The 12,405-nt window shown below is 51.3% G+C and carries 10 protein-coding genes and 2 tRNA genes; 2 read left to right on the top strand and 10 right to left on the bottom strand.

Features of this window, described 5'->3' with window-relative positions; genetic code table 11:
• Nucleotides 1–43: 43 nt before the first annotated feature.
• From gloA to FCN78_RS09090, 10 genes are all read right to left on the bottom strand, one after another.
• On the bottom strand, nt 44–460 hold the full coding sequence (gene gloA / locus FCN78_RS09135) for a lactoylglutathione lyase (protein WP_046075308.1): 417 nt from the start codon (nt 458–460) through the stop codon (nt 44–46).
• Between the two features lie 44 nt (nt 461–504).
• A complete protein-coding gene (nth, locus tag FCN78_RS09130; protein ID WP_046075309.1) occupies nt 505–1,146 on the bottom strand; it encodes an endonuclease III in 642 nt (213 codons plus the stop codon).
• A gap of 17 nt (nt 1,147–1,163) precedes the next feature.
• On the bottom strand, nt 1,164–1,862 hold the full coding sequence (locus FCN78_RS09125; protein WP_077607675.1) for an electron transport complex subunit E: 699 nt from the start codon (nt 1,860–1,862) through the stop codon (nt 1,164–1,166).
• Nucleotides 1,859–2,497, bottom strand: a complete 639-nt coding sequence (gene rsxG / locus FCN78_RS09120; RefSeq protein WP_077521145.1) for an electron transport complex subunit RsxG — start codon at nt 2,495–2,497, stop codon at nt 1,859–1,861. The genes FCN78_RS09125 and rsxG overlap by 4 nt, the downstream gene beginning before the upstream one ends.
• Nucleotides 2,494–3,573 carry an electron transport complex subunit RsxD gene (gene rsxD / locus FCN78_RS09115; protein ID WP_077659624.1) on the bottom strand — a complete coding sequence of 360 codons (1,080 nt, stop codon included), beginning with the start codon at nt 3,571–3,573 and terminating at the stop codon, nt 2,494–2,496. Before rsxD ends, rsxG begins: the two co-directional genes overlap by 4 nt.
• Nucleotides 3,574–3,578: 5 nt before the next feature.
• Complete coding sequence (rsxC, locus tag FCN78_RS09110) at nt 3,579–6,173, bottom strand: electron transport complex subunit RsxC (protein ID WP_137317900.1); 2,595 nt, start codon at nt 6,171–6,173, stop codon at nt 3,579–3,581.
• Entirely contained in the window at nt 6,173–6,748 is a 576-nt protein-coding gene (gene rsxB, locus FCN78_RS09105) for an electron transport complex subunit RsxB (protein WP_077484805.1), read from the bottom strand. The genes rsxC and rsxB overlap by 1 nt, the downstream gene beginning before the upstream one ends.
• Nucleotides 6,745–7,329 (bottom strand): electron transport complex subunit RsxA, encoded by a 585-nt coding sequence (gene rsxA / locus FCN78_RS09100; protein WP_046075315.1) that lies wholly within the window; start codon nt 7,327–7,329, stop codon nt 6,745–6,747. Before rsxA ends, rsxB begins: the two co-directional genes overlap by 4 nt.
• 334 nt (nt 7,330–7,663) lie before the next feature.
• A tRNA-Asn gene (locus FCN78_RS09095) sits at nt 7,664–7,739 on the bottom strand.
• A 38-nt stretch (nt 7,740–7,777) separates the two neighbouring features.
• Nucleotides 7,778–7,853: transfer RNA gene (locus FCN78_RS09090), tRNA-Asn, on the bottom strand.
• 759 nt (nt 7,854–8,612) lie between these two features.
• On the opposite strand from FCN78_RS09090, the gene uvrB reads away from it, so the two are divergent.
• Together uvrB and luxO are read left to right on the top strand one after the other, a co-directional pair.
• Nucleotides 8,613–10,640: an excinuclease ABC subunit UvrB gene (uvrB, locus tag FCN78_RS09085; RefSeq protein WP_069361187.1), complete on the top strand. Its 2,028-nt coding sequence runs from the start codon at nt 8,613–8,615 to the stop codon at nt 10,638–10,640.
• Nucleotides 10,641–10,948: 308 nt separating this feature from the next.
• Entirely contained in the window at nt 10,949–12,397 is a 1,449-nt protein-coding gene (gene luxO, locus FCN78_RS09080; RefSeq protein ID WP_235607579.1) for a quorum-sensing sigma-54 dependent transcriptional regulator LuxO, read from the top strand.
• The last annotated feature ends 8 nt before the right edge of the window (nt 12,398–12,405 follow it).

Genomic DNA, 12,405 nt, shown 5'->3' with positions numbered 1-12,405 from the left:
CATCTCGTACGCCGGGCTTTTCATTTTGACCTGTCTTGCTGTGTTAGCCGTTCAGGCCCGCAGAGGCACTTTTGTTCTGAATCAGCTCGAGCTTGTAACCATCAGGGTCAGTAACAAACGCGATTTCAGTACTACCGCCTTTGACTGGGCCTGGCTCACGGGTGATGTTGCCACCCGCTTGGCGGATTTGATCACAGGTCGCGTAAACATCATCCACACCGATCGCGATATGGCCAAAGGCGTTACCGTGATCGTACTCGCTTTCACCCCAGTTATAGGTCAGCTCAATCACGGCACCTTCTGATTCGTCGCTATAGCCGACAAACGCGAGGCTATATTTGTACTGCTCATTTTCATTGGTGCGTAACAAACGCATTCCCATTACTTCGGTGTAAAACTTGATAGCACGGTCTAGATCACCGACGCGGATCATAGTGTGTAGAATTCTGCCGTTTGACATGACGTTGCTCCTTTTTTGCTTGCCAGTGCTCGCCCTCGATGGCGTTAGCTATCTGGATAAACTTTTTCTTTGTACTCACATAAATCTTCAATGATGCAACTGCCACAGCGAGGTTTTCGTGCGAGGCAGGTATAGCGTCCATGCAGAATTAGCCAGTGGTGCACATCGACCTTAAATTCTTTCGGCACCACCTTGATCAGTTTTTCTTCTACGTCATTGACGTTTTTACCCATCGCGAACTTGGTACGATTGGACACGCGAAAGATGTGGGTATCGACAGCGATGGTGGGCCAACCAAACGCGGTGTTGAGTACCACATTGGCGGTTTTGCGTCCCACGCCGGGCAGGGCTTCTAGCGCCTCTCTACTTTCTGGTACCTCGCCATGGTGTTGTTCAATCAAGGCGCGGCAAGTTTTAATCACGTTCTCGGCTTTGGAATTAAACAGGCCAATATTTTTGATATAGGACTTCACCCCATCCACGCCCAATGCCAGTAGCCCTTCGGGCGTATTGGCCACTGGATACAGCTTATCGGTGGCTTTATTGACACTCACATCGGTCGCTTGCGCAGACAGTAACACCGCGATCAATAACTCGAAAGGGGTTGACCAATTGAGCTCCGTTTGCGGATTCGGGTTGTTATCGCGCAGGCGCTCCAGAATTTGTCGTCGTTTTTCTTTATTCATTTACCCTATCCTGTCGATCACTGATTACCCGTCACCCGTGCGCGCTCAATCACCGGCTTATCGTCTTTTTCTGTTTTACTGGCAAGGTGTGTATCAATGATGTTCTTCAACGCGATCAGAAAGCCGACCGCGAGAAACGCGCCTGGTGGCAATATCGCTAGTAGAAACTTGGTGTCGAATTGAAAAATTTCAATCCGCAGTGCGGCAGCCCAATCACCGAGCAAGAGGTCGGCGCCATCAAACAAGGTGCCATTGCCGATGATTTCGCGAATAGCGCCGAGTACCACCAAGGCTGCTGTCATGCCAGTGCCCATCCAAAAACCATCGCTCACTGACAAACCAACAGGATTTTTGGAGGCAAAGGCTTCGGCACGGCCGATGATAATACAGTTGGTGACAATCAAGGGGATAAAAATCCCCAGTGATTGATAAAGGCCGTAAGCATACGCATTCATGACCAGTTGCACGCAGGTCACCAGTGAAGCAATCACCATCACGAAAATAGGAATCCGTACCTCTTTAGGTACCCAGTCTCGGATCAGTGACACAATTAAATTAGAGCCAACGAGTACGGCCAAGGTGGCGACCCCTAGGCCAAGTGCATTGGTGACGGTAGCGGATACCGCCAAAAGTGGACACAGCCCCAATAACTGCACAAACGCTGGGTTATTACTCCACAAGCCATTTTTCATTAGCTCTTTGTGGGCGCTATTCATGACGCTCCTCCGCAATTAACTGGTTGGTTGATCAGCGCTTCTTGGCGTTGACTCACAAACCAAGCCGCCTTTTTGACGGCGCCGACAACCGCGCGCGGGGTAATGGTGGCACCGGTAAACTGATCAAACTGCCCGCCGTCTTTTTTCACCGCCCAGCGCGCATCACCCTCACTGGTGACGGTTTTGCCGCTAAAGCTATGGATCCAATCTGACACCCGCAAGCTCACTTTATCACCCAGCCCCGGGGTTTCGTTATGCTCGAGAACCCTTACGCCCAGCACCTGGTGACTAGTCGCGTCCATACCGATCAAGACCTTGATAGCACCATTGTAGCCATTAGGGGCGATGGCTTGGATGGCAACGGCGCTGACCTCACCGTTGAGGGTGGCAACATAAAAAGGCAGCGCGTCATCGGTCCCCAAGGCGTCCTTATTTTCGACAAGGCGACAGCTTTGATGCAGTGCATTATCGTGCCTGTCTTCAGGGATCACCTGATTGAGCGCCTTTGATAATTGAATTTGCTGCTGCTCTTTAATGGTGTCTTCGGTCAGTGCGTGAGTGACCGCAACCAGTGCTGTCGACAAGAGGGCAGCGATTGCGAGAATGCCCCCATGTTTTTTTATGGTCTCAATCATGATTTTGACTTCTTCTCTGCACGGTTTGTGGCATGCCCATACGTTCTTGGCTTGGTGTAATAATCAATCAAAGGGACGCACAAGTTGGCAATGATCACCGCAAATGCGATCCCATCAGGGTAGCCGCCCCACGTACGGATTAAATAGACCAATACGCCAATCAGGCCCCCAAACCATAAGCGGCCACGGTCGGTCGTGGAAGCAGAAACCGGATCGGTGGCGATAAAAAATGCCCCGAGCATGGTGGCACCGGATAACAAATGGATCAGAGGCGAGGCGAGTTGATCCGGCGCGATCAGGTGGCCGAGCAATGAGCATGCAAGTAAGGCGGCGAGTACCGCGACCGGAATATGCCAATTGATAATGCCACGTTGGATCAGCACCAAACCGCCGAGGAGATAAAGCGTGTTGACCCACGCCCAACCTTTACCGCCTAGCGCTGAGAAAATGGGCTGCTGCAAGGCTTCACTCACAGTTTGGCCGCCGGCCAGTGCGGTTTTTATCGTATCCAGAGGTGTCGCCATGGTGGCGCCATCCACGGTCATACGCAATTGGTTGATGCTAAAGCCATCTAAGGTATAGCCGCCAAAAATTGCCGCGAGCGTATCGGCAATGGTCAAGCTATGGGTGGCGAGACTCTCCGGTGGTAACCAGGTGGTCATTTGCACTGGAAAAGCGATGAGCAGTACCACATAGCCAACCATGGCAGGATTGAAGAGGTTCTGTCCTAATCCGCCGTAGATATGCTTGGCAACAATAATCGAAAACGCGGTACCTATGACGATCACCCACCAAGGTGCCATCGGCGGGATCGCGACCGCCAATAAAAACGCGGTGAGAAGGGCACTGTTGTCACGCAGGTAAGCCATTACGGAACGACGTCGTAGCCGCATCACCAGCGCTTCGGTTGACCATGCCGTGATAACTGCCAAGGTTAATTGAACCAGCACGCCCCAGCCGAAGAAATACCACTGTGCGGCCAAACCGGGTAGGGCACAGAGGAGCACCGTCAGCATAAGATGGCTGGTGGAACGTTTGTTGTGGGCGTGTGGTGAACTTGCGATGAAAAACGCCACGTGGGTTATTCCTTATCTTCTTGTGATTGTTGTGCCGCTTTACGTGCTTTGGCACGGGCAACCGCGGCGGCGACAGCGGCTTTTTTGTCGTTAGCCTCGTCAGCTGCCGGTGTGGTGTCCGCAGCGTCGGATGACGTATCGGCAGCCGTCTCAGGTTGTGGCTTGGTGTCGCCTTGCTGCGCCGCTTTGCGCGCTTTGGCACGGGCAACCGCGGCGGCGACAGCCGCTTTTTTGTCGTTAGCCTCGTCAGCTGCCGGCGCGGTGTCTGCAGCATCGTATGGCGTATCGGCAGCTGTTGCAGGTTGTGGCTTGGTGTCGCCTTGCTGAGCCGCTTTACGCGCTTTGGCGCGGGCAACCGCGGCCGCGACGGCGGCTTTTTTGTCGTTAGTCTCGTCAGCTGCCGGCGAGGTATCTGCAGCGTCGGATGACGTATCGGCAGCTGTTGCAGATTGTGCCTTGGTGTCGCCTTGCTGCGCCGCTTTACGCGCTTTGGCGCGGGCAACGGCGGCCGCGACGGCGGCTTTTTTGTCGTTAGCCTCGTCAGCTGCCGGCGCGGTGTCTGCAGCGTCGGATGGCGTATCGGCAGCCGTCTCAGGTTGTGGCTTGGTGTCGCCTTGCTGCGCCGCTTTACGCGCTTTGGCGCGGGCAACGGCGGCCGCGACGGCGGCTTTTTTGTCGTTAGCCTCGTCAGCTGCCGGCGCGGTGTTCGCAGCATCGGATGACGTATCGGCAGCTGTTGCAGATTGTGCCTTGGTGTCGCCTTGCTGCGCCGCTTTACGTGCTTTGGCGCGGGCAACCGCGGCGGCGACGGCGTCCTTCTTGCCGTCTTGGCTATCGGTGTTGGGGGTTGCCTGTGAATCGGTGGCCTCTGAGGCTTTTTGCGCCTCTTTGGCCGCCTTACGTTCACGTGCTTGCCGTTTGCGCTCCTCACGCAACTTCATCATTTCACTGTTGTCTGGCTCATCACTGCCTGCTTGCGCCGCTTCGGCCTGTTTCGCTTTCGCTCGGGCGATTGCCGCCGCCACGGCAGGTTTGACATCGCTCGATGCCGACTGCGCGGCTTTTTTCGCCTTCACCCGCTCCACTGCAGCGTTAAGCGCATCATCGGAGCCCGTGTTTTGTTGCGCGGCTTTTTTGCGACGCTCCGCGGCTTTGCGATGTTTTTCTTCTCGCTCCTGCTTTTCACGTTCCATGCGCGCTTTTTTGGCTTCAAAGCGCTGACGCGCGCGCTCCGCGGCTTCTTTTTCCGCTTCAATTTCACGAATTTCCGCTTTGGCCTGGCGATAGTATTGCACCAGCGGGATTTCACTGGGACACACATAGGCACAAGCGCCGCATTCAATACAATCGAAGAGATCATAGTCTTGGCACTTGTCGTAGTCCTGATCTTTGGCATACCACTGCAATTGCTGAGGTAAAAGGTGAGCGGGACAAACATCGGCACAGGCACTGCAACGAATGCAGGCCATTTCTTGCTTGGCAGGCGCTATTTCCTTGCGCGTTGGCACCAGCACACAGTTAGTGGTTTTGGTTACCGGCACTTGTGCGTGTGGGACGGTAAAGCCCATCATCGGGCCACCAATGATCACCCGTGGCTGTTTTTTCTCTGCCTTATAGCCATGGTGTTCCAACAGCTCGCCAATTGGCGTGCCGAGAAGCGCCCACCGATTTTGCTGGGTTTTGAGCGTTTTCCCAGTCAAGGTGACCACACGCTTAATCAGCGGCTCGCCATCTAACACGGCACGTTTGATCGCATAGATGGTCCCGATGTTTTGCATCAGCACGCCAATACTAGCGGGAAAGGCTTTGGCAGGGACTTCTTTCCCGGTAATGATTTGAATCAGTTGCTTTTCACCGCCAGATGGATACTTGGTAGGGACTACCTGGATGAGTATGTCCTCATCGACGGCTTTCACCGCAGCTTTAAGCGCCGCGATAGCCTCTGGTTTATTATCTTCAATGCCAATCACGGTCAGCTTAGGCTTAACAATGTGATTAAGAATCTGTATCCCTGCGACGATTTCATCGGCGCAATCTTGCATCAGCCGATCGTCGGCGGTGATATAAGGCTCACATTCTGCGGCGTTGATGATAAGGGCTTCTGTTCTGGCCAAGCCACTTTGTAGCTTTCTTGCGGTTGGAAAGCCTGCGCCTCCCATTCCCGCAATGCCCATAGACCGGATATGATCGATCAATTGCTCGGGCGGCTGAGTTTGATAGGCCGGTAGGGCAGGCTTAGGTCTCCACGTATCTTTGCCATCGGGCTGAATGACCACGCAACGGTCGGACAAGCCTGAGGGATGCGCAATGGTTCTATCTTCGATAGCAATCACGGTGCCTGATGTCGGTGCATGTACCGGCACACATTGTTGAATATCTGTCTCAGTGAGGGCTTGTCCCGCGAATACCTGATCGCCCTGGCTCACGCATAGTTTGCCCTTACTGCCAATATGCTGCTTGAGCGGTATAACAAGCTCGGTAGGGAGAATCTTTTCTAAAATGGCCCCCTGATTCGACTGGGTTTTATGCTCAGGCGGATGAATGCCACCATGGAAATCCCAGATCTGGCCATGTTTTATTTGTTCGATAAGGCTGTCCATCAGGCGCGTGCTCTCTGACTCTCAGTAACATCTACAACGGGAATTTGTTCAAGCTTCCATTTCCAGGTTTCGGGCGTGTCCTGAACGGGGATCATTTCAATACAGTCGGTCGGACAGGGGGCGACACATAAATCACACCCAGTACAATCTTGCTCGATCACGGTATGCATCGCTTTGGTGCTGCCCACAATGGCATCGACCGGACAGGCCTGAATGCATTTAGTGCAGCCAATGCAATCTTCTTCATGAATGAAGGCAACGGTTTTGATACTTTTTTCTTCATCGTGGGCGAGTTCGGTCGCTTCGACACCCATCAAATCAGCCAAGTTTTCAATGGTTTGCTGACCACCTGGTGGACATTTGTTAATCTCGTCACCATTGGCAATGGCTTCCGCATAGGGACGACAGCCAGGGTAACCGCACTGGCCACATTGCGTTTGCGGCAGAATGGCATCAATTTGATCGACAATCGGATCCGCCTCCACCTTGAAGCGAATCGAGGCGAAACCGAGAATTGCACCGAATATGGCGGCAAGCGCGGCAAGCACTATCACCGCTATCACTATTCCACTCATGATAAAGTCACCAGTCCTGTAAAGCCCATAAAGGCGAGCGACATTAATCCTGCAGTAATCATCGCCACGGACGCGCCTTTAAAAGGTGCCGGAACGTCAGCGGCCGCAATGCGCTCACGCATTGCAGCGAATAAAACCAGCACCAAAGAGAAACCACACGCCGCACCAAAGCCATAAATAATCGACTCGATAAAACTGTGCTGTTGCTTAACGTTGAGTAGAGCGACGCCTAACACTGCGCAGTTGGAGGTGATCAAGGGTAAAAATACACCCAATAGCCGGTGCAGTGTTGGGCTGGTTTTATGCACCACCATCTCCGTGAACTGCACCACCACCGCAATCACTAAGATAAAGCTCAGTGTACGCAGGTATCCGAGATCAAGTGGGATCAGAATATAGGTTTCAACCAGATACGAGCTCACTGATGCCAAGGTCAACACAAAGGTTGTGGCAAGCCCCATCCCAATTGCTGTTTCCAGTTTTTTTGATACGCCCATGAATGGACACAAGCCCAAAAACTCCACCAGTACGAAGTTATTGACCAATACTGTGCCCACCAGTAGCAACAAATACTCAGCCATGCTGTTTAATCATTTAATGTTTTTGTGATCTGCCTATTATCGACCTTTGAAGCGGCTATAACAACCGCCATTACGCAGGGTTTTTGCTTGGCTCGCTGTAAGCTGTTAGTGACGCTTTACGCGTACCTTATTCTAGGGGTAGTGGCAGCGTAGCGTGTGCGATCACGGTAAGAGTGTGTGATGAGATCACGGAGAAAGTAGGATAGGTCAAGGAGAAGAGAGACATAGAATTGGCTCCCCCAACTGGACTCATCGGGGGCGCCCAGCCCAGTGACATATTCCGCATTGCGGAACGATTAGTCTGAAGAACTAAATTTGCCATCGGACATAAATTTGGCTCCCCCAACTGGACTCGAACCAGTGACATACGGATTAACAGTCCGCCGTTCTACCAACTGAACTATGGGGGAATTGTGTTGCTATTGTGTTCTGTGAGGTCTCAAGATAGTGGCTCCCCCTGCGGGATTCGAACCTGCGACATACGGATTAACAGTCCGCCGTTCTACCAACTGAACTAAGGGGGAATTGCCTTGAGAACGGAGCGAATGTTAGCGAGCGCCTTGAAAGGTGTCAACTGATGAAAAGCAATAAAATCTATCTTTTCAATCGACTGCTGAAAAGCTAGCCATCGACGATGATAAAAACACCATAGTGGCGATTGATTAAGCATGGCGGCTAATTTTATCTTGACTTTTTATACGGCCGATTATGAGAGGGCTCTAAGCGGTTACCCACAGATTCTGTGGATAACCATGTGTGTGGATCCTGATCAACTCACGCGATGACTGATTTTCTACCAGCTTGACGCAGTGGTGATACGCATAAAAAAATATATAACGTGTTTATTTTTAATGGTTTTTGTTTGTTTAACGCAATAAGATTGAAAAAAAAACTGTTGGGGATTATACACAGGTCGCTATGTGTTCACTCCCTGAGTATCGGGGATAAAACGGTCGTATTGGAGAGTATTGGGCAGAGATACGCACGAAAACACGTGATTTAGAGGATTTATTTTTATCGCACTATCTTTAGTTAGCGTTTTCTTTGCTTAGCGCTTTGTCTTCGTGTAGAGGCTGGATGCAGTGCATGCATGCCAAAAGAGGACAGACAGGTTACCTAGGAGCCATAGTGAGATCAAGCATTCAATAAGAAAAAGATCGCAATGATTATCTTGCGAGTAATGAACCGCAGTCGTTGACTCCGTAGGGCGAGTCAGGACAATAGGCTTTTCGCGCTAGCGCCCCAATCTAGACACAGTGGTCAGCCCCTAACAGGACAGTTTCATGAGTAAAACATTTACACTGCACTCTGCTTTTAAACCATCAGGGGATCAGCCTGAGGCCATTCATCGCCTGTGTGAAGGATTAGAGGCCGGTCTTGCCCATCAAACGCTGCTGGGGGTAACAGGGTCGGGGAAAACCTTCACCATGGCCAATGTCATTGCTGAGCTTAATCGTCCGACGATGATATTGGCCCCCAATAAAACCTTGGCGGCGCAGCTCTACGGAGAGATGCGCGAGTTTTTCCCTGATAATGCGGTGGAGTATTTCGTCTCTTACTACGATTATTATCAACCAGAGGCGTATGTCCCTTCGACGGACACCTTTATAGAGAAAGATGCATCGATTAATGATCATGTTGAACAGATGCGCTTGTCGGCGACAAAAGCGTTGATGGAACGCCGTGATGTGGTGATTGTGGCGTCGGTCTCTGCCATTTATGGGTTGGGCGACCCCGATTCATATTTAAAAATGATGCTTCACATCCGTCGTGGTGACTTTTTAGACCAGCGCACCATCTTACAACGCCTCGCTGAATTGCAGTATACCCGCAATGATTTGGCTTTTGAGCGTGGAACGTTTCGCGTTCGCGGAGAAGTCATCGATATCTTTCCGGCCGAGTCAGACAAAGATGCCATACGGGTAGAGCTGTTTGACGACGAGGTGGAAACCATTAGTGTGTTTGATCCCTTAACCGGGCAGGTGAGTGTCAAAGATATGCCTCGTTGCACCATCTACCCTAAAACGCACTATGTGACACCGCGCGAGCGGATCCTCGAAGCGGTCGAGCAGATAAAAGTGGAGTTAGCGGACCGTAAAAAAACACTGCTTGAGCACAATAAACTGCTGGAAGAGCAAAGGATCACTCAGCGAACGCAGTTTGATATAGAGATGATGAACGAGTTGGGCTATTGCTCGGGCATCGAAAACTATTCGCGTTATTTGAGTGGCCGCGCAGAAGGTGAACCACCACCGACTTTGTTTGATTATTTACCCGCCGATGGACTGTTGATCATCGACGAGTCGCACGTCACGGTGTCGCAAATTGGTGCCATGTACAAGGGCGATCGCTCGCGTAAAGAGACCTTGGTGGACTATGGGTTTCGGCTGCCTTCAGCGTTGGATAACCGACCGCTAAAATTTGATGAGTTCGAGGCACTGGCACCACAAACTGTGTATGTCTCGGCCACGCCGGGTAACTATGAAGCTGAGAAATCGGGCTCAGATATCATTGATCAAGTCGTGCGTCCAACGGGGCTTATCGACCCTGAAATAGAAGTACGTCCGGTGGCCACCCAAGTTGATGATTTGCTCTCCGAAGTACGCGCGCGTCGTGAGCGAGACGAGCGCGTACTCGTTACGACCCTGACTAAGCGCATGGCTGAAGACTTAACCGAATATATGCAAGAACATGACGTCCGCGTGCGGTATCTGCACTCCGATATTGATACGGTGGAGCGTATGGAAATCATTCGAGACTTGCGCCTCGGTGAGTTTGATGTGTTAGTTGGGATCAACTTGCTGCGAGAAGGGTTAGATATGCCCGAAGTGTCATTGGTGGCGATTTTGGACGCGGATAAAGAAGGCTTTTTACGCTCTGAACGTTCATTGATTCAAACCATTGGCCGCGCAGCACGTAACCTTCACGGCAAAGCGATTTTGTATGGCGATTCGATGACCAAATCGATGAAACGCGCGATTGATGAAACGGAGCGACGCCGGGCTAAGCAAATTGCCCATAATGAGGCGCATGGCATCACGCCACAGAAACTGAACAAGAAAGTGATGGACGTGATGGAGATAGGCACGGGTAAACGGAGTAAACCTGCGAAACCAGCAGCCAAATCGCTGCGTGCCGTTGCCGAGCCTGATGCGGATTATGCGTTGAAGTCACCACAACAAATTGATGCTGAAATCAAAAAATTGGAAAGTCAGATGTTTGAGGCCGCGCAGAACCTTGAGTTTGAAACCGCGGCACAATTGCGAGATCAGTTACAAGCACTGCGTGAGCAGTTTATTGTTAATAGTTAATGGGGTGAACAATCACCGCTTGAAAGTAAAAAAAAAGCCAACCTAAACGACAGGTTGGCTACAGTGTTTCAGTGAGTGAAAACTCACAAACAACGTCAGTTGGCTAGGTGACCCCTGAGGGTCACTGGAATAGATGCATTTGGCGTGCCAAAAATAAAAGATAGCCATTACATCGACAAAACGTGTGGTTTTAACGGACTCGTCCCGCTACAATGGTTGCAAAATTGCATAATGCAACGCATTTCGCATACGCTCGTGCAACTGAGTGAGTTAACGCTACACGCCGCGATGCGATTCTTGGAGGATACATGCCAGCACTATCACCCAGTAAACGAATATTGATGGTGGAAGACACAGCGTCGGTGGCGGCGTTATATAAATCCTACCTTAACCCCTTAGATGTGGATGTCACCATTGTAGGGACGGGGCAGGATGCAATGGCTTTTTTCGAGCAAGAAGGCGACCAGTTAGCACTGATGATTTTAGATTTACGCCTGCCAGATATGTCGGGTATCGATGTGCTTGCCAAAGTGCGCGCGGTCGCGCCCGATTTACCCGTGATTATCATGACCGCTCACGGTTCGATTGATGCCGCTGTCGATGCGATGCGTCATGGTGCCAATGACTTTTTGATCAAGCCTTGTGAAGCCGATCAGTTGCGTGTCACGGTCAATAAGTCGCTCAAACCCAAGCCGAGTCATCCGGGGAAAGCGACTAAACAGGAAAGTGAATACCACGGGTTCATTGGCCGTAGCTTGCCGATGCAGGCTGTCTACCGTGTGATCGAATCGGCCGCACCCAGTAAAGCCACGGTGTTTATTACCGGTGAAAGCGGGACCGGTAAAGAGGTGTGCGCAGAAGCGATTCATGCTGCCAGTACACGAAGTAACAAGCCGATTATTGCACTAAATTGCGCGGCGATTCCGAAAGATTTGATTGAAAGTGAGTTATTTGGCCATGTGAAAGGAGCCTTTACGGGCGCTGCGTCCGAGCGTGAAGGGGCTGCAGAAATGGCCAATGGTGGCACCTTGTTTTTGGATGAAATTTGCGAAATGGATATGGATTTGCAATCCAAACTGCTACGTTTCATTCAAACGGGGAGTTTTCAAAAGGTTGGCTCTTCGCAAGTGAAGTCAGTGGATGTTCGATTTGTCTGTGCCACCAACCGCGATCCCTGGCTCCAAGTACAGCAGGGGAAATTCCGGGAAGATCTCTACTACCGCTTGCACGTCATTCCACTCGAGTTGCCACCTTTAAGAGAGCGTGGAGACGACGTCATCGCCATTGCCAATGCGTTGCTTGCTTTGTTTTCCGCGGAAGAAGGCAAAGATTTTTGTCGTTTTAGTGACGAAGTGACCACGCAGCTCCTTCGCTACGATTGGCCAGGCAATGTTCGGCAGCTGCAAAACGTGATTCGTAACATTGTGGTGTTGCATAACGGCGAAGAAGTCAGCAAAGAAATGCTACCATCGCCAGTCGCTCGCGTTTCTGGTGTTGAAATTGCATCTACAGGGGATAACACGCGATCGGAAACGGCGAACAGCGCACTAGCGACGCACGAGCCCGTCAAACCAGCATCACCAGTGGTGATGAAAGCCGATATAGAACCACTATGGAAAACGGAAAAACGGGCGATTGAAGTCGCGATCGATGTGTGTAATGGCAATATCCCGCAAGCAGCGGGGTTACTTGAAGTTAGCCCTTCAACCTTGTATCGAAAGCTACAAGCTTGGCAAAAATCTGCGGCGCATGAATGATAGGAATG

It is taken from the genome of Salinivibrio kushneri (genome assembly GCF_005280275.1).
GTDB classification, from domain to species: Bacteria; Pseudomonadota; Gammaproteobacteria; order Enterobacterales; family Vibrionaceae; genus Salinivibrio; species Salinivibrio kushneri.
The sequence above is the reverse complement of the archived record's forward strand: the minus strand, read 5'-3'. Positions and strand labels throughout refer to the sequence as shown.